We start from the raw sequence: 15,987 nt of genomic DNA on the forward strand, positions 1-15,987 counted from the left end.
GATCACCTTCCGACCGCGGATTGAAAGAATTCGACGATCTGGGCCGAGCCGAAGACCAGCACGATACCCAAGACCCAGCTTCCGGCCACAAACCATGACAGGCGTGCCGCCCAGGCCATGAAGCCCATGAAAATGCAGAACAGAACCGCCAAAGCCGTCGCGATCGGCCCGGTCAGGGTCTGCACCAACGTCTGCAACGTGCTTTGCACAGGCTGGAGATTTCCGCCCCCAGCCATCGCCTGCGTTGCCAAGAGCATGAGCGGCATCGCCACACCAGTGCCGCGTGCAGCAAACATCTTCCACAAGGTCATCAAAGCTTCTCCTCAGTCAAAGTTTTGCACCATCCCGCCTTGCCAGACCGGCGCCGTCGCTTTGCGAGACGTCATTGTGCTGCCATTGCGGGAATTGGTGCGGGATGTCGGATCATTTCGTTGATCCGCTGCAACGGCCGCAGCCGGTTGAACGCCGGCCAGGTCAAGGCTCACCGCCCCGGCGGGCATCACTGCCTCAGACCCGACCGATGGCCATTGGTAGAAATCGTTGATGACGTTGGCGACGTAGCCAACCGTCTCGGGGTAGGGCGGCACGCCCTTATATTTGAGAACCGCGATCTCGCCGGCATTGTAGGCGGCGAGCATGTATATCGGGTTCGGAAATTTGCGATGCAGATCCCGCAGAAAGCCGATCCCACCTTTCACATTGTCCGCTGGATCGCAGATATTGACACCGTAGCTTACCGCCGTGGACGGCAGAAGCTGCATCAGGCCATAGGCCCCTTTGGGCGATAGCGCGCCGGAATTGAAGCGGCTTTCGGCCCGGGCAACCGCGAGGACGAGGGGCGGGGCAAAGCCTTGCAGGCGCGCGACCGCTTCGACGATCCGCTGTCCTTCTTTCTTCGACAGGGCAGCGACGCCGGGGCATGGGTTGTCAGCCAAGGTCGATGTCACCGTAGCGGCCGCCCGGTCAGCACCTCCCGCCGCACCGATCCGCTGCACGTCCTGGCTTTCAACCTGGTAGGCCGGCATCACCCGGCCATTCACGACGACGGCAGCATTAACGCTGCGCGTGGCAGGTGCCGTAACTCGGTCCTGGAATTTCTGCGAAGCTTCCTGTGCAGACGCCGCTTGGCACGTCGCCAGGATCGCACCCGCTGCAAGTGCCGTTTTGCGGGATCGAATCATTAAAGTAATCCTGCACCGTTGCCGATTCTGTAATGCTGAATTAATACAATGAATCGATGAACTGCAATCGCGAAATTGAGGCAGGCACAATGAAAATGATCAAGGTTCTTCCCGTTGTGGCGTTTTTGCCGACCTTGGCGGCTCTGTCCCCGGCGCCGGCCCATGCTAATGATTTTGGCTGCAAGGTCTTGCTGTGCATCCTCAACCCGCAGGGTTGGGCGAGCGTCGGGGAATGTGTGCCTCCGGTCGAGCGCGCTTTCCGTATGGTCGCGCATGGGGAGCCCTGGCCCCAGTGCCCCGAGGCCGGCAGTTCCGGTCGTATCGGATATGAGAAATTCAAACCCTGCCCAGACGGCACGATCGCCGTGTCGCCCGAGACGGAATCGAGCGGGAGCGACAACAGCTCTCGCTCACAAACTGTCTACAAGCCCGACAATAACGGCGGTTTCTGTGCTGCGCGGAATGCAACGAATGCCTCTTGGGGCACGAACCCGAGAGGTTCGGGTTACGGTGCGCGTCCAACATCGGCCGTGACGCGGCGCGAGCAGAGGACGGAGCCAAACTATCTCGATCTCACGACGACCGACGGCAAGCAACGGTTCTGGTTCAATCTGAGCAGGTATCAATAATGAAACCTGGTTTCGCCGCCGCCGGCATTCTCGCGGCCGTCCTCGCCAGTGTTCCGGCACTGGCCGAGGACAAATCCAATCCCTGGTTTCCGATCCCCGCCACAGCATCGTTCAGCACCGGCGACAGCTGGACCTATGCCGGTGAGACCCACCGTCTCTACGGCGTTCAAGCCTGCCTAAGAGGCACATATTTCACAAATAGGGCAGGGGGGCATGTCGATTGCGGGGAGGCAAGCCTTGCAATGCTCGTCTCTCTCATCCGGGATCTCAAACCTCAATGCTACACGGCCGCCTGGCAGGCCGCGACCAAAACGCGCTTCGTCGTTTGCGTCGCGCAGGCTACTTCAGGATCCGCGGCCGGTTCTCGCATCGATCTCGGCACGGCGCTGATCTCGACCGGCTGGGCGTTCGCGGCGGTCACTCCGAACGGCGCTCCGGTCCATGCTCCCTATATCATCGCGCAGGAGGTCGCTAAAAAGCAGCACCTTGGCCTGTGGCAGTTTGCCGACGTGCCCGATCCGAATGCCATCATCCTCCGCGATATCCGAAACGCATCTAACCAGGCTGGTCAGTCTTCGAATCCGCCTGCAAATCGATAACCGGTCCCCGGCGCGTTGGATCATACTGTACATTCTGCTGAGGCCATTGGAACTCGGGACGTCGCCTTGCGCAAAGGCGTCTAATCATTTGCGTTACCGTATCAGGCAGATCGCAGACCTGATGAAACAGGCGGACGGTCTGTGCGCGTGATTGAGCGGTTGCTGGCGCGTTGGGACTGTTAGAGTTTGAAGCGGCCAAGGCGCCGATCGTTGAGGCGGTACTGCCAGATGAGGTTCGGATCCTTGGGGTTGACGCCGGATGTCGACCAAGGGGAGCGATCGGGCTTTGCAGCGTCATATAAAGGAAGATCGTCATCACAGCGCGACAGCTGTAACGAGGAGGGAAGACGATAACGTCCGAGTTTGCGCGTCAGAAACGCGATGACACAGACGGCGGCGAGGGACAGGATCAAGAAAGCAGTGGAAAAGCTGAGCATGCGAAGGCCGGCTTCCTGATCGGGCAGGGCGAAGAAAGCGAGCACGCCGCCGGCGAAAATTGCGAACGCGAACCTCATGAACATGAGAGAGAGCCTCCTATTTCGATGTTGATCATTATAATATCACAGATCGGCCGTCATTATAATGATCAATGGAGATAGGCTGGCCCCTCATGGATCAAGCGTCTTTCGACGGCGGGCCGCTTTCGGCGGTACCGGCTTCAGACTGCGGCGGATTACCCGTCGCCTTTTCAGCTCGAGCAGGGATAGAGATTGGACCTCGCCGACTCCGCGGGGCCAAGCCTTGCGGTCCGTTTTGAGCGTAATCGGCAAATGCGAATCGTGAGCTACGCAGCCGTCTAATATCGTTACATAGCCGGGAAATCATCCACGCTCTTGAAACAGCGGCGTCGAGGTTTCGCTCCTGGTCGACCTGAACCAGGTCATTCGAAATGGTATGGGGCAACAATTGCAGGGCCTGCCTGCCGCGGGGGCAGAGACAGGGTTGTCCCTCCGCATGATCATTTAATTATTCATTTTCAACAGGGGCATGCAGATCGAAATGCTATCGTGTTTGGAATGATTTTAGCGGCGGCCAAAAGCTATATGCCGTCACTTTACGGGAGTATGGGGACGATGCGCGACACTTTAATAGGCCAATGAGTCATCGTTTCGGCTAACTGCTTGAGCACTAGACATTTTACAAAAAATGGCCGTCATATTCCGACCGATAAGCAGGAGTGCAACCGTGCCGATATTTAAAAACAAGACAGAAGACAGCGATGGTTGGCTTTCGATCCTGCTCGCGCTGCGACTTCGCCAAATCGAGAACGACTACCCGGACTATGCGAGTTTTGCCGACGCTACGGGGCTATCGCGCGGCACGCTCTACCAGTTGCGGACGGGGAAGGGGAACCCGACATTCGTCACCCTGGAGCGGCTGGCACGGCATCTGAAGTTGCCGGTGTGGACGCTCATTGGTCGGACTGGTGACGACGACAGCGTGAAGCGGGACATCGAGACGTTCGGCTTCAACTTCAACGAGATTGCGCGGCATATCGAGGCCACGCGTGCTGTGAAGCGCTCGATGACGGAGTTCAGTGGTGTACCTTCTTTGAAAGAGGCAGCCAGCCCCGCTGGGGCAACCTCCGAGAAGAAGCGGCTGCCTCCGGCCAAAAATGGACGCAGGACAAGCCAGTAGCATACAAGAAAAGTAGAAGCTGCTAAACTACCAGCGTAGATTCATTTGCTACGATAGGCAGAAAATATATTTTATATTTCTTTGACTCGCATCAGGAAATCCGCCAGCGTCGATGTAATGTTATCATTTTGCTGAAGGGTCCACGATGCAAGCGAATATCTGGCAAGTCGCAGGAGACGACGCGCTTTATAGGGAGGCGGCAGCGTTCGTCGATTGCCACCCGAAACCATGGGTGGAAGAGGTTTCGGAATTTCTGCGGAAGAAAGGCAAGCCCGAGGCGATCACGTTGGTGATTGGACAGTTCATCGTGGCGGCTCTGTTCGAAGGACGATACGCGGATCTGCTGTACTGGTCGCTGGTTGCGGCCGAAGTGAACTGCGTTGTGATGGAGCAATGGCCTGATGATGTGCGCCAGGAGCTGGCGAGCCATCTGAAACGGGGATTTGGAAAGCTCTCGTCGCGAAATCTCTCCCATTGAAGGCGGCGGGCCGATGGCGTGGCCTTCAACGGGAAGATGGGGTTACACCTGACCAGAGGCGACATTGATATCGTTGCCGGTCGGGCCTGGAGCGGCAGAGGCGAGTTTTGTGTCGCCTCCTGTATTGAAATCCCCCGGCCCCAGGCACGCGGCCGTGTCACCTTCTTGGCAGCTGGCGTCGGCCATGGAGCGTGCGTTCTTCGCCATATCGCAGATCGTTGTCCCGTTGATATCGGAGAATCCGCTACAGCGGCCTGAGCGAACCATCTGCTGGCAATTGCCAGTCCCCAATTGAATACAGGCCGCAATAAATGAGCCATCGACCTTCTGACCGTCGAACGTCCCCATCTGGATGAGCTGCTTGACGGGCGCGGAGTTATAGCCGTCGTTTGTAAGCTTGGCCCAGGTGTCGACCTGAAACTGGAGGGATTGGCAGCCAAACTCGGAACGCGACATGCCTGCGTAGTTTTTGATGTTGGTGTTGTTCAGCTGGAAAATGCCAGTGCAGCAAGAGCCATTGTAGACGCCTTTGTTGCCGCCGGATTCGAAGCGACCGAGGCCGCCAAGGCTGCACGATGTGGTTTTCAGCTCGTCGTGCAGGGACGAATTCTTCACGGCATCTGTGATGGCCTGTGCGGAGTAGTCGGTGCGATCGCAATATTGTGCGCCGGCTGCATATGCTGCCGTCACCGAATTGCAGACTAGAAGGCCGGCCGCAAGGACGCTGCTGAGTTTGGAATAGAGACGATACATAGGAATGCACCTCATGGAAGCTTGGCGCTGGTTGTGCATCGAGACCACTCCTTGCCGCCGACAAAGGAACGAAAATGGATCTCTTTGGCGTTCGCTTTGACTTCGATTTCGGTTCGATCGTTACGATTGGCCTGGGGTCGATCGTCATCGGACAGATCGACGTAGCAGGCTTCCGCGCGTGCAACGATTTTGCCGCTGCCTGGATCAATGATGCGCGCCTCGCATAGGTCAGGCTCTATGGAAGAGCCGGCGTTGTTTGCGCCAGTCTCGCATTTGCGGGTCGAGGCGATCGAGACGATGAAGCTATGCGATCCGACTTTGATGGGCTTCGACAGGATATCGAGTGGCAGTATCTGCCCGGCCGGAATGGTTCTGTGCAGCTCGTCACGCCAATAGGCGGCATTCGAGGCGATGATATCGGACCATGCGGTCTGTATGGCCGGCTGCGCGTCTGTGGTCGTGAGCGACTGGTAGCCTAAAGGCTCCCATGCGTGTGCGGAGATGGCAGACATGGGGATAATCGCGAGGGCGGCAAGCGTGGACATGGTAAACCTCCTGACACCGCCGTGGCCGCCGCCATGAGCCCCGGTCAAGGCCGCGCATCGCGGGCCGTGAGGGAAGCCTTGATCTTCCGCTGGCGCTGGCGATGGCCGGTGGCAGGCTGGTGTACTGAATAAGGTCAGGTTTTCCATGTCGATCATGGTTGCGCTCCTTCCGAGTATCGAGGTTGCCGGAAACACACCGGGCATCGCGACTTCCCCTAGGGTTGCGGGACAGGGACCCGGAATTGGCATTCCGGGGCGATTTCACCTTGGAATACGATGCCGGCGCGAATGCTTTTGGCCTGAACATCATATGCACCCATCGCACCATTCCGAGCGAGGTCGGGGCGGACGTTGTTCGGTTGCGCGCCATATTCGATGAAACAGCCGGAGCCGGCGTCAGCGACCGTTGATCGGCCGTTCTGGTAGATCGCCAAGCGCATGGGGCATCGTTTCAGCGTGGCATTGCCGACAGGATCGGCGCGGATCGGCGAGCAGCCGGTGAGCGTGTGCAGGACCGAGAGGACGACGGTTTTGGTCGGGCTGCGAACGACGATGTGACTCTCGGAAGCCGGCGCGTTGGCGACCGCAAAGCGCGTATCGCCTTTGGCCGCGTAGGCGTCGTTGTTCTTCTTCAGTCGGTCGGCCCATAGGGAGGCGTAGGGCACAGCTTCCGAGTTCGGGAGCTCGAGATCGGCGTAGGCGACGGCGCGCCAGGCGTTCGGATCATGCGTGAGCGACTGAGCCGAAGCGTCGGGCGCCAATTTAAGGGCAGCCGCGACTGCGATAAATGTCAGGCGTCCATGCATTCCTTGCCTCGCTTTTATGCCCTATGATTAAATCAATGTCGTGATGATTGTCGAGCGTGATATTTGGATGGGACAAGAAGTCCGGCTATTGGGGCTGGATGAATTGCGAGGCCTGGCGATCGGGCTGGTGGTGCTGTCGCATGTCGGGCCGGTCTTCGGAGAAGGCGGGACGGCCGCGGCTCTGCTGTTTGCGCCGGCATGGAGCGTCGGGGTCGACCTGTTCTTTGTGATTTCCGGCCTGGTAGTGGAACGCTCATTGCGAAGCCTGCGCCTCGAGCGGGGAGCGCTCGAGGCGGCCTTCGCCTTCTATGTCAGGCGTGCTATGCGGATCGTGCCGCTGGCCTGGTGCGTCGTCGCCATCCTCTCGATCGGGTTGATCCTGCCGGGAAGCGGCGTTGAGCCTGCAGACTCGAAGGCGGCATTCGCCTTCATCTCGAATGCGCATTGGGCGCCTTGTTTCGGGGGCGCCACAGGATGCGGGAACGCCTTTGCGTTTGGGCCATTCTGGTCGATCGCCGCCGAAATGCAATTTTATCTACTGGCTCCGCTCCTGGTGTTCTTGCTACCGCGGCGGGCGCTCGTCGCGCTAGCCGGACTCGTTCTCGTGGTCGGGGCGTTCACGCTGCGGCCATGGGGCGGGACGCTTTGGACGTTCCGCATCGATGCAATCGCGGTCGGGCTGGCGATCGGAGCAACCATGGGCACAAGCGCATGGCCATGGCTGGCGGAAAACCTGCTGGCGATCGGTAACATGGAAGCGGCGTTCTGGATGACGGTCGGGGCCTTCATGCTGGCGATCTTGCCGCCGGCGATCCATGGCGTGGCGACAGCCGCATTGGCGCTGACGTGCGGGTGGATCGTGACAAGGGCGACCTTGCGGAATGGTTCTGTGAACTGGCCAGGGCGGGTTCTGCGCCGCCTAGGAGACATTTCTTATGCGCTCTACCTGATCCATCTGCCGGTGCTGGCGCTGTTCAACTGGTCCCTTGGCCAATTCCTGGGCGCTCCGGCGACGGCAACGTTCTCGATCGCGATTGCGATCGGGCTGTCTCATGTACTGACAGCGGCGATCGGAGATCCGCTCCGCCAGCTTGGCCGCCAATGGTCAAATCGAACAGTTCGGGAGGTGTCGCGGTGACGGAAGAAAATCGTCAGTGGTCGCTTGGTGGTGAAGACGTCAATCAAATTCCGCGAGGAGCGAGGGCGCTGGCGGAGCAGCTATTGACCGAGACCGACGGCGATGCCGTGGCAGCGCTCGTCGCGGCATGCTGCGTCATTGGAGCCATGCGCTCGGCGGTATCGAGGGGTATGGTGCGCAACGGATCGCCGTCAGGGATCAATATCGCGCAAGTGCTCGACGTGTTCGTACGAAACGAGCCCTCAGCAGAAGAGCAGAGCCTAACCGATGGATGACCTCGACCGTGAAGTAGCGGCGATGTTGGGAGGCTGTGCGGCCTGCCGCTCGCTCCCCCAGAATGCTGAACGCACGATACCAGCTGAATCTTCGTGGGCGACCGTCAGCAATGCCGAGCACTGCTGATTTCGCCAGGAAAGAGATTGAACTAGAGCCTTGCGAAACGCTTGGTCGAACGACAGATCGATCTCGCATAGCGAGTGCCTTTGAAATAGTCGCTCGCCGGGCCTGTTCTTCCTAAAAGAAAAGTGCGGGAAGCATGATTTTCGGCCGGAGGTGAGCGATGCGGCCTCCGTGCTGAAGGTCGCCATGACTGCTGGCGCGACCACACGCAATACGCTCGAAGTCGCAGAAGAAGGCCGTCGCCATCTTCGAACTGGGATCTGCACGGAAGAGGCGTTGTGGTGAATCGGCACGCTGCGTGACGACACATCCGGAGCGTCGTAAAAGCCACTCGCAGCGTACCTCTCATACGCCGCGGACAATCTTGGCGACGCCAGCGCCTTGCCGTTGGTTTGGCCGTCGGCTTCTGTGCGCGTCTGGCCAGCCGACACGCGGCAGTGTGACGGCCGCCGCTTAGTAGCGGTTGCCGAACCAGCCCTTGCTCTTGGGTGGCGAGGGTTCCTGATAAGCCCACGGGACGGATTTGTAGGACGGCCTCGGGTCTTGGACGCGCCAAGCCTTCTGCCAGTAGTAGAAATTGAGGGGTACTCGGGCGAGCACGCGACCATCGGCAGACAGGAGATCGGAAGCGCAGGCGACGACGGGGCCGTCGTAGTATTGCACGCGGCCAGTATAGCCGTTGAGCGCTCCGGGCCGGCACGCAAAGACACGAACGCCTGCAGCGATCGTGTCCGGGGCTTCCGCAGGGACGGAGATCGTCTTGATACCTTCCTCGGTGATGAGCGTGCGCACAGGCACGTAACTCCAATGCGAGCGGCGCAAGGCGTTATTCGCCTGAGCTTCGGTCGGGTAGCCGGTTCGCTGGGTAATGACCGGCGGGAAGCGGCCCCAGTCGGGCGCATATTCTTGCCGGCTGCGACTGACGCGATCCGGTTTCCAATAGGAGTCCGTAACCGAAACGGGGCCGGCCGAATGTGAAGCATCCGGCACTCGCTCGGCGCAACCGGCGAGCAAGGCCGCGGATGCGACGAGGTGGAGGATGTGACGAAAAGAACGCATGTCGTGCTCGTGGGTCATGGGTTTGCAGGTGAGGATTTCCGGTGGAGCCAAGGCATCTGGAAGATGCTGGCCCAAATGCCGCGATGGGTTATGCGAGCCTGATGCTCGATCTGGGCGTAGAGGCGGATGCGACGGTCGGGATCGTGGGGGAGGGTGACGCCTATACCGGCTTTCAGCATTTGGCCTGCGACGTCGGCCATTTCGCCGGTTGCGCAACGCGCGACGATGACAGTTGCGTCTTTCCGGACCGGCAAGCAGACAAGCCATTTTTCAAGGTGGCGGTTACGAGCCATGCCATGGCGACAAAGCCAAAAGGCCCCGCCTGCTTTCCCAGCGTCGCGGTCTGGCCCAGGTCGCAGCCGTCGACGCCGCGATAGGTGCACGAAGCAAAAGTTGATTGCTGGTTCCCATGGGTCACTCCTCTTCAGATTCATTGAGTCAGTAAACTATCTTGCAAATCGCTGTGCAAGTGTCTCTGACTCATACCCTGCGACGGGAGGAGGGGTGCTAGTATCCGGATCCGCGCCCGATGGGCCGGGTGGGGCCTCGGTGTCGAGTTGACGCGGGGCCATCAGGCAATCGATACTCTGAATGCGCGCTATGCTGCGGCGGTCGCAGCGGCATCCGCTGGACGAACTCAGCGGCTTCGTGGGCGGCCTTGCCGGATGTCGCTGCGAGCCTTTCGAAGCCGCTGTTCGAGCGCTAAATAGCGAGCCGTAATCGAGTTCAGCTTTGTGAAAAACTGCCCGCTCTGCGCAGGGTTGCCCGGCGCAGGCGGAGGGAAGAAACCAAATAGAGCTTCCCGGTCAGCGTCCAATTGTTCTAGCTCCGAGCATAGACGGCAAATTTCGTGGTCGTCCGTTGCGGAACGCTGATGTGATGCACGGCGGTTGGCACGTGTGGAGTTAGTCTGCCGAGCCACATCGTTTGACGAAAGTACAATCGTATCCAAGGCGTTTTCTCCACGCCGGGTTGTGGTCATCCAATCTGGAATAATGCGGGTTGCAACCTATGTATACTGGCGGTTTTGCCTGTCACTTTTGACAGGTCGTGAGACGCTGGAATCCAGCGAGGGAGCAACCTAGTTAGATAGCCGCGCGACTGGCTTGGAGAGGCACGTCGATAGCAAGAAGGCAAGCTGGATATGGCGCAATTTGACTCAAATTTTCACGACATGACGGAGGGTATTCGCGCAGTTGCCTCTCCTGCGGACGCAGCGGACCTTCTGAACACAATTGTCGAGAGTTACGGCCTTGAGACGGCGGCCTTTCTTACCGTCAGGCCGGTTTACGAGGAACCGAGTAAGCCGTTCTGTTTGACTACCTATTCGCCTGAGTGGGTGAAACGCTACATCGAGAAGGATTTTTTCGACATCGATCCCGTGCTTCGCTACGGGCTGCGTGCTGTGACATTGGTTGATTGGAAGGAGATCGACCTATCGGACAAGGCCGTGCGCACGTTCTTTGGTGAAGCGAGGCAACATGGTGTCGGGAAGCATGGCGTCACGTTCCCGGTTAGGGGTGTCGACGGCGACCGCGGTATTCTGAGCGTGACGAGCAACGAGAACGCAGCGGCGTGGCAGGCGTTCCTCAAATCCGAGGTTCGCGACCTCCAGCATCTCGCCGGCGAATTTCACAATGCTATCGGTCGAATCCAAGGAAGGCGACTCCATCAGACGGTCTGCTCCGATAGAGAGATCGAGTGCCTGAAATGGTACGCGAGGGGGGAGAAGGTCAAACGGACCGCAGAGATCCTGTCGCTATCCCCTCATACGGTCCGATTTCATCTTGATCTGGCACGGGCCAAGCTGGGTGCCAAAAGCTTGGCTCATGCGGTTGCGATCGCGGCCGAGCGCGGCCTTTTCTTTCAAAGACTGTTATGATCGGTAGCCAAGCGCTTCGCGGAAGCCGCCGGCAAAACTCGTTCCGTTTCGTGAAGCTGGGAATGATAGAATGACTGGATCAGGGGAAAGAAGGGAGACGTCGCTCTGGACAACCTGATCAGGAAGGCACCGCAGGGGTAGAATGCTGGCCAAACCAAGTGTCCTATTCGCAAACCACACGGTACCGCTTGCCGGGCTCGCTGATGTTCTTGCAGACAAGCGGCTTGTGTGGCTCGGAGGAGGAGAGCGGAGGACTTGCGGCCGGCGATGCCCGTCGGTTTGATGTCTTGAGACTTGCCGTACGGCGCGGTTTGAGCCGTCCCGGCTCCTGTGGTGCAACCGGAAACACGCTGGTTTCGATCTGTTGCTGCCGCAGGCGTAGCGGCTCTTTGTCAAAGAATCGCCTGGCATCAAGCGATCTCGGAATAATCACCGTACCATCATCGCTGTGCGCGCAGCCGCTGCCCGCCAGTAAGGCCAGCCCCAGGAAAAAAGGCAGTATCCGTCCAAACATAAGCATAACCCTTGGCGTGCATACCCCGGCTTGCGGGTCGCCGACAACCGGCGCAATGGACACGAAGAAAGGGCGGCATCGATGCCGCCCTTTCCGTATCTGAGGGCTGCATGGGTTGGATTAGAAATCCATGCCGCCCATACCACCCATGCCGCCCATGCCGCCCATGCCGCCAAGCATGCCGCCAGCGCCAGAGTCCTTCTTCGGAGCCTCCGCGATCATGGCTTCGGTGGTGACCAGCAGGCCTGCGACCGAGGCCGCGTCCTGGAGAGCGGTGCGCACGACCTTCATCGGATCGACGATACCCATGGCGATCATGTCGCCATATTCGCCGGTCTGGGCGTTATAGCCGAAGGTCGCGTCCTTGTTCTCGAGGATCCTGCCAGCAACGATCGAGGCTTCAGCTCCGGCGTTGGCCGCGATCTGACGGGCCGGAGCCTGCAGCGCGCGGCGCACGATGGCGATGCCAGCGGTCTGGTCGGAGTTGGCGCCGACCGCCTTGATGCTCAGCGAAGCGCGCAGCAGGGCGACGCCGCCGCCGGCAACGATGCCTTCTTCGACGGCCGCACGGGTCGCGTTGAGGGCGTCATCGACGCGGTCCTTCTTTTCCTTGACTTCGATCTCGGTCGCACCGCCGACGCGGATCACCGCAACGCCGCCTGCCAGTTTGGCCAGACGTTCCTGCAGCTTCTCCTTGTCGTAGTCCGAGGTGGTCTCTTCGATCTGCTGCTTGATCTGGGCAACGCGGCCCTGGATCTCGGCCTTCTTGCCGGCGCCGTCGACGATGGTGGTGTTCTCCTTGGAGATCGACACCTTCTTGGCGCGGCCGAGCATGTTGAGGCCGACGTTCTCGAGCTTGATGCCGAGGTCTTCCGAGATGACCTGGCCACCGGTGAGGATAGCGATGTCTTCCAGCATGGCCTTGCGGCGATCACCGAAGCCCGGAGCCTTGACGGCGGCGATCTTCAGGCCACCACGCAGCTTGTTGACGACCAGCGTGGCCAGGGCCTCGCCTTCAACGTCTTCCGAGATGATCAGCAGCGGCTTCGAGGTCTGCACGACGGCTTCGAGAACCGGCAGCATGGCCTGGAGGTTGGAGAGCTTCTTCTCGTGCAGGAGGATGTAGACGTCCTCGAGCTCGGCAACCATCTTGTCGGCGTTGGTGACGAAGTAGGGCGAGAGGTAGCCGCGGTCGAACTGCATGCCCTCGACGACTTCCAGCTCGGTCTCGGCGGTCTTGGCTTCCTCAACCGTGATGACGCCCTCGTTGCCGACCTTCTTCATCGCTTCGGCGATCATCTTGCCGACCGACTCGTCGCCATTGCCGGCGATGGTGCCGACCTGAGCAACTTCCTCGGAGGTCTTGATCTTCTTGGCGTTCTTGGTGAGGTGGGCGACGACTTCGGTGACGGCCAGATCGATGCCGCGCTTCAGGTCCATCGGGTTCATGCCGGCGGCAACCGCCTTGTGGCCTTCCTGGACGATCGACTGCGCCAGAACGGTCGCGGTCGTGGTGCCATCGCCGGCGATGTCGTTGGTCTTCGAAGCAACTTCGCGGACCATCTGCGCGCCCATGTTCTCGAACTTGTCCGCAAGCTCGATTTCCTTGGCGACGGTGACGCCGTCCTTGGTGATGCGCGGGGCGCCGAACGACTTGTCGATGACGACGTTGCGGCCCTTGGGGCCGAGCGTGACCTTCACCGCGTCGGCGAGGATGTTGACCCCGCGCAGCATGCGCTCACGGGCATCACGAGAGAATTTTACGTCTTTTGCAGCCATGTTTTACTCCTGGGCGTTTCGCCCGAAATTCAGATTGGACGGTGCGGATGAAAGGCGGCGGCGTGTCAGCCGATGATGCCCATGATGTCGGATTCCTTCATGATCAGAAGGTCTTCGCCATTGAGCTTGACTTCGGTGCCCGACCACTTGCCGAACAGGATGCGGTCGCCAGCCTTGACGTCCAGCGGGACCAGCTTGCCGGCTTCGTCGCGCGCGCCGGAACCAACGGCGATGATCTCGCCTTCCTGCGGCTTTTCCTTTGCCGTATCGGGGATGATGATCCCGCCGGCGGTCTTGGATTCGGATTCGACCCGGCGAACGACCACGCGGTCATGAAGCGGGCGGAACTTCGACTTTGCCATTTTTTCTTCCTCGATGAGAACGGTGAGAAACAGTTCCTCCGTCCGGCGGCGCCGGACAAACCAATAGCAGCCCGGCGATGCCGGACCAACTTAGCACTCACCTATGGCGAGTGCTAACAACGCGGGGGATAGGCTCCTGACATAGGAGAGTCAAGACGCTCGTGAGGCGATTGCAGACAGCCGGTACGATGATTTGGCCGGCTGTCCTATCGCCGCCGAGGCGACCGCAGCGCCAGCAGCGGCCATCGTTCGGCGAGCCCTGCCGGTCAGCTCGAGACCGAAATCACCGAAAGGTCTTGGCGTCCCAGATCTGTCGAAAAACGGCGTTTCTGCGAAGCAGCAAACCGCTCCACCCGGCGGTTTGGCAGCCCCATGGACTGAAATGGGGTGCGGGCGGAACGCACTACTCAGCCGCCCGGATCGATCATGCCAAAACAGGCCTAATATTCCGTAAACAGGAAGGCTGGCGGTGCACCAATTGCAATTGCACTGACGTAGGGTAAGCTTGGCCCGTCCTGGATCGTCAATCCCATTGCAGATCCGGGCACTCCCAATCTTGCCGCCTTCGGGCGGCCCTTTTGCTTCAATGACACGGAGCCGTCGGCAGCAGACTGCTGGCGACGGCCGACGGTGTGAGTGTCAGCCTGTAGGCGCTGTACAAGTTCCCATGGGTTCTGGCTCCCCAATATAAGACGCGCGCGACGACATCGGCGCAGGGATCCGCGTTTTTTTGACATCGGAAATGTCGCCGTCAATTGCGGCGGGAGTGGAGGAAGGGCTGTCGACGCTTGAGGCCCGTGGTGATTGCGCCGACGTCGTGATTACCTCCAGTGTCAGCGCAACTGAGTGCTATGGCGAAGGGACCGGCATCCGCGTCACGGTTCCTCCGTCCAACTGCTGGCAATAGATCGCGAACATCTCAGGACAAGATTTCCAACAAGTCCGCCTCAAGCGGCGTCCAGTCGTTCTGTGCCAGCGCGCCACGGCGCTCGAGCGCCGATAAGACGTCGGCAAACCGCTGCTCCAGCGGTGCCGCCGGGGACCACCCGTAGGCATTCATAAACCGGCTCGGGTCGACCGCGCAGTCGATATTGCGGAAAGGAAACCAGGCTCTTGGCCTTCGCTCGCCAGCCGCCGAGCCGACGCAATGCATCTTGACCTCTCGGCCCGCGACGCGCGCCAGAAGTACGGTCAGCCCGGCCGATGTCACCAACTCAGGATCGGCGAGATTAGGCAGCGAAAATCGGCCCGAGTGCATCCTTGGTTCTGGACAACCAGGTCGTGATGGCCGCGCCCAGATCGTCTTCATGCAGAAACTGATAAACTGCGCTGCCGGAACCGGGCACCAGAACCGGGCGCCCATGCCGGATGCGTCGGAAAAACCAGCTTTCGCGATCGAGATCGTTGTTGGGGCCGAATATGTAAGGTGGGCGAAATGTCGCGCAAACGGGAAAGCGCGCCTCGCGATAGACCTCTTCAACCTCGACCTTGCCGCGCCCGCACTCGGCCCAGGCTGACCCGCCACCGGCCAGGTCGATTTCCCGCGCTGGGGTCGCCGCGCCATCGGAATAAACCGCGGCGCTCGAGATGACTGCCGCCCGCGTGACCCGCCCGGCCAAAGCCGTCACCATGATGCGAGCCTGCTCGCCGGTATAAGCGTTGGTGTCGATGACACAGTCGAACTCCCGGTCGAGTAAGGCGCTCGTGACGGCTTTGGCGTCGTTGCGGTCGGCGATCAGCTGTTCGACTCCGATGAGCGGGCGAGTACCCCGATTGAGCACGCTCACCGCGTGCCCTTCGGCGACCAAGGCACGCACCACCGCGTGTCCGACGAATCCGGATGCCCCAATAACCAGCGTTCTCATGCCTCGTTGCTCCAGGCTCGCAATATCAATCCCCCTTCAGTGTCCGGCGGGTCGGCAGCGTTTCTTAGATCAGGATTGTCGGACACCGGCCGTTCCTGCGCCTGGCTTGGAGTTTGACGCGCCAAATCTCTTCTGTTGGTCGGAACCGCGGGGAAGCCGGGAGACGTAACGCATTGATGCGGAGGATTTATGAACGGCCATCATGTATCGTGGTTGTCTAATCGCTGATCATCGATCAAGTCTTTTTTGAATAGCCCGAAGACGCCATTGCTGTTTTTTGGACAGACAGCGAACAGGAGGCGATGTTACGATCGCGCGGCCTGGTCTTCTTCGCGCTGTTGATGATCGTTTGCCGGGAGG

General features: G+C 59.9%; 19 protein-coding genes. 8 read left to right on the forward strand and 11 right to left on the reverse strand.

All coding sequences use genetic code 11. The annotated features are described in order from the left end of the window. Positions 1-2: 2 nt before the first annotated feature. Together CKW40_RS38550 and CKW40_RS38555 are read right to left on the reverse strand one after the other, a co-directional pair. Positions 3-311 (reverse strand): TrbC/VirB2 family type IV secretion system protein, encoded by a 309-nt coding sequence (locus tag CKW40_RS38550; protein ID WP_095204888.1) that lies wholly within the window; start codon positions 309-311, stop codon positions 3-5. Between the two features lie 12 nt (positions 312-323). After that, positions 324-1,181 carry a lytic transglycosylase domain-containing protein gene (locus CKW40_RS38555; RefSeq protein ID WP_095204889.1) on the reverse strand — a complete coding sequence of 286 codons (858 nt, stop codon included), beginning with the start codon at positions 1,179-1,181 and terminating at the stop codon, positions 324-326. A gap of 89 nt (positions 1,182-1,270) precedes the next feature. On the opposite strand from CKW40_RS38555, the gene CKW40_RS38560 reads away from it, so the two are divergent. Both CKW40_RS38560 and CKW40_RS38565 read left to right on the forward strand, forming a co-directional pair. Next, complete coding sequence (locus CKW40_RS38560; RefSeq protein WP_143748471.1) at positions 1,271-1,810, forward strand: hypothetical protein; 540 nt, start codon at positions 1,271-1,273, stop codon at positions 1,808-1,810. Next, positions 1,810-2,409 carry a thermonuclease family protein gene (locus CKW40_RS38565; protein WP_095204891.1) on the forward strand — a complete coding sequence of 200 codons (600 nt, stop codon included), beginning with the start codon at positions 1,810-1,812 and terminating at the stop codon, positions 2,407-2,409. The genes CKW40_RS38560 and CKW40_RS38565 overlap by 1 nt, the downstream gene beginning before the upstream one ends. Before the next feature lie 179 nt (positions 2,410-2,588). On the opposite strand, the gene CKW40_RS38570 is transcribed toward CKW40_RS38565, so the two are convergent. Continuing rightward, positions 2,589-2,930: a hypothetical protein gene (locus CKW40_RS38570; protein ID WP_095204892.1), complete on the reverse strand. Its 342-nt coding sequence runs from the start codon at positions 2,928-2,930 to the stop codon at positions 2,589-2,591. 664 nt (positions 2,931-3,594) lie between these two features. Between CKW40_RS38570 and CKW40_RS38575 the strand changes: the two genes are divergently transcribed. Beyond that, the gene (locus CKW40_RS38575; RefSeq protein WP_095204907.1) at positions 3,595-4,047 is read left to right on the forward strand and encodes a helix-turn-helix domain-containing protein; all 453 of its coding nucleotides are present in this window, start codon (positions 3,595-3,597) and stop codon (positions 4,045-4,047) included. 145 nt (positions 4,048-4,192) lie between these two features. Beyond that, positions 4,193-4,525: a hypothetical protein gene (locus CKW40_RS38580; RefSeq protein WP_095204893.1), complete on the forward strand. Its 333-nt coding sequence runs from the start codon at positions 4,193-4,195 to the stop codon at positions 4,523-4,525. Between the two features lie 42 nt (positions 4,526-4,567). Here CKW40_RS38580 and CKW40_RS38585 read toward each other — a convergent pair whose 3' ends face one another. The 3 genes from CKW40_RS38585 to CKW40_RS38595 are packed head-to-tail and all read right to left on the reverse strand — an operon-like array spanning position 4,568 to position 6,629. Next, entirely contained in the window at positions 4,568-5,278 is a 711-nt protein-coding gene (locus CKW40_RS38585) for a hypothetical protein (protein WP_095204894.1), read from the reverse strand. An 11-nt stretch (positions 5,279-5,289) separates the two neighbouring features. After that, positions 5,290-5,979 carry a hypothetical protein gene (locus CKW40_RS38590; protein WP_244571468.1) on the reverse strand — a complete coding sequence of 230 codons (690 nt, stop codon included), beginning with the start codon at positions 5,977-5,979 and terminating at the stop codon, positions 5,290-5,292. A 59-nt stretch (positions 5,980-6,038) separates the two neighbouring features. Further along, a complete protein-coding gene (locus tag CKW40_RS38595) occupies positions 6,039-6,629 on the reverse strand; it encodes a hypothetical protein (RefSeq protein WP_095204896.1) in 591 nt (196 codons plus the stop codon). A gap of 67 nt (positions 6,630-6,696) precedes the next feature. Between CKW40_RS38595 and CKW40_RS38600 the strand changes: the two genes are divergently transcribed. Both CKW40_RS38600 and CKW40_RS43370 read left to right on the forward strand, forming a co-directional pair. Further along, positions 6,697-7,767: an acyltransferase family protein gene (locus CKW40_RS38600; RefSeq protein WP_095204908.1), complete on the forward strand. Its 1,071-nt coding sequence runs from the start codon at positions 6,697-6,699 to the stop codon at positions 7,765-7,767. Then, positions 7,764-8,042 carry a hypothetical protein gene (locus CKW40_RS43370; RefSeq protein WP_143748472.1) on the forward strand — a complete coding sequence of 93 codons (279 nt, stop codon included), beginning with the start codon at positions 7,764-7,766 and terminating at the stop codon, positions 8,040-8,042. The genes CKW40_RS38600 and CKW40_RS43370 overlap by 4 nt, the downstream gene beginning before the upstream one ends. 577 nt (positions 8,043-8,619) lie before the next feature. On the opposite strand, the gene CKW40_RS38605 is transcribed toward CKW40_RS43370, so the two are convergent. After that, the gene (locus tag CKW40_RS38605) at positions 8,620-9,225 is read right to left on the reverse strand and encodes a hypothetical protein (protein ID WP_244571469.1); all 606 of its coding nucleotides are present in this window, start codon (positions 9,223-9,225) and stop codon (positions 8,620-8,622) included. A gap of 101 nt (positions 9,226-9,326) precedes the next feature. On the opposite strand from CKW40_RS38605, the gene CKW40_RS38610 reads away from it, so the two are divergent. Beyond that, positions 9,327-9,602 carry a hypothetical protein gene (locus tag CKW40_RS38610; RefSeq protein WP_143748473.1) on the forward strand — a complete coding sequence of 92 codons (276 nt, stop codon included), beginning with the start codon at positions 9,327-9,329 and terminating at the stop codon, positions 9,600-9,602. 767 nt (positions 9,603-10,369) lie between these two features. Next, on the forward strand, positions 10,370-11,107 hold the full coding sequence (locus CKW40_RS38615) for a helix-turn-helix transcriptional regulator (RefSeq protein ID WP_095204899.1): 738 nt from the start codon (positions 10,370-10,372) through the stop codon (positions 11,105-11,107). Positions 11,108-11,741: 634 nt separating this feature from the next. Here the strand turns inward: CKW40_RS38615 and groL are convergent. The 4 genes from groL to CKW40_RS38640 form a co-directional block, all read right to left on the reverse strand. Continuing rightward, the gene (groL, locus tag CKW40_RS38625; RefSeq protein WP_095204900.1) at positions 11,742-13,400 is read right to left on the reverse strand and encodes a chaperonin GroEL; all 1,659 of its coding nucleotides are present in this window, start codon (positions 13,398-13,400) and stop codon (positions 11,742-11,744) included. A 65-nt stretch (positions 13,401-13,465) separates the two neighbouring features. Then, complete coding sequence (gene groES / locus CKW40_RS38630) at positions 13,466-13,762, reverse strand: co-chaperone GroES (protein ID WP_006203049.1); 297 nt, start codon at positions 13,760-13,762, stop codon at positions 13,466-13,468. Between the two features lie 919 nt (positions 13,763-14,681). Further along, a complete protein-coding gene (locus CKW40_RS38635) occupies positions 14,682-14,975 on the reverse strand; it encodes a hypothetical protein (RefSeq protein WP_095204901.1) in 294 nt (97 codons plus the stop codon). Positions 14,976-14,991: 16 nt separating this feature from the next. Beyond that, positions 14,992-15,627, reverse strand: coding sequence for an NAD-dependent epimerase/dehydratase family protein (locus CKW40_RS38640; protein WP_095204902.1), 636 nt, complete (start codon positions 15,625-15,627; stop codon positions 14,992-14,994). Positions 15,628-15,987 lie beyond the last annotated feature (360 nt).

The organism is Mesorhizobium carmichaelinearum, assembly GCF_900199455.1.
In the GTDB taxonomy this organism is placed as follows: domain Bacteria; phylum Pseudomonadota; class Alphaproteobacteria; order Rhizobiales; family Rhizobiaceae; genus Mesorhizobium; species Mesorhizobium carmichaelinearum.

Excerpts from the sequence above, each read along its gene's own strand:
- CKW40_RS38580 (WP_095204893.1), top strand. The coding sequence starts at position 4,193 with ATGCAAGCGAATATCTGGCAAGTCGCAGGAGACGACGCGCTTTATAGG.
- groES (WP_006203049.1), bottom strand. The coding sequence starts at position 13,762 with ATGGCAAAGTCGAAGTTCCGCCCGCTTCATGACCGCGTGGTCGTTCGC.
- CKW40_RS38565 (WP_095204891.1), top strand. The coding sequence starts at position 1,810 with ATGAAACCTGGTTTCGCCGCCGCCGGCATTCTCGCGGCCGTCCTCGCC.
- CKW40_RS38555 (WP_095204889.1), bottom strand. The coding sequence starts at position 1,181 with ATGATTCGATCCCGCAAAACGGCACTTGCAGCGGGTGCGATCCTGGCG.
- CKW40_RS38590 (WP_244571468.1), bottom strand. The coding sequence starts at position 5,979 with ATGATCGACATGGAAAACCTGACCTTATTCAGTACACCAGCCTGCCAC.
- CKW40_RS38640 (WP_095204902.1), bottom strand. The coding sequence starts at position 15,627 with ATGAGAACGCTGGTTATTGGGGCATCCGGATTCGTCGGACACGCGGTG.
- CKW40_RS38560 (WP_143748471.1), top strand. The coding sequence starts at position 1,271 with ATGAAAATGATCAAGGTTCTTCCCGTTGTGGCGTTTTTGCCGACCTTG.
- CKW40_RS38595 (WP_095204896.1), bottom strand. The coding sequence starts at position 6,629 with ATGCATGGACGCCTGACATTTATCGCAGTCGCGGCTGCCCTTAAATTG.
- groL (WP_095204900.1), bottom strand. The coding sequence starts at position 13,400 with ATGGCTGCAAAAGACGTAAAATTCTCTCGTGATGCCCGTGAGCGCATG.
- CKW40_RS38610 (WP_143748473.1), top strand. The coding sequence starts at position 9,327 with ATGCTCGATCTGGGCGTAGAGGCGGATGCGACGGTCGGGATCGTGGGG.
- CKW40_RS38570 (WP_095204892.1), bottom strand. The coding sequence starts at position 2,930 with ATGTTCATGAGGTTCGCGTTCGCAATTTTCGCCGGCGGCGTGCTCGCT.
- CKW40_RS38605 (WP_244571469.1), bottom strand. The coding sequence starts at position 9,225 with ATGCGTTCTTTTCGTCACATCCTCCACCTCGTCGCATCCGCGGCCTTG.
- CKW40_RS38615 (WP_095204899.1), top strand. The coding sequence starts at position 10,370 with ATGGCGCAATTTGACTCAAATTTTCACGACATGACGGAGGGTATTCGC.
- CKW40_RS38585 (WP_095204894.1), bottom strand. The coding sequence starts at position 5,278 with ATGTATCGTCTCTATTCCAAACTCAGCAGCGTCCTTGCGGCCGGCCTT.
- CKW40_RS38550 (WP_095204888.1), bottom strand. The coding sequence starts at position 311 with ATGACCTTGTGGAAGATGTTTGCTGCACGCGGCACTGGTGTGGCGATG.
- CKW40_RS38600 (WP_095204908.1), top strand. The coding sequence starts at position 6,697 with ATGGGACAAGAAGTCCGGCTATTGGGGCTGGATGAATTGCGAGGCCTG.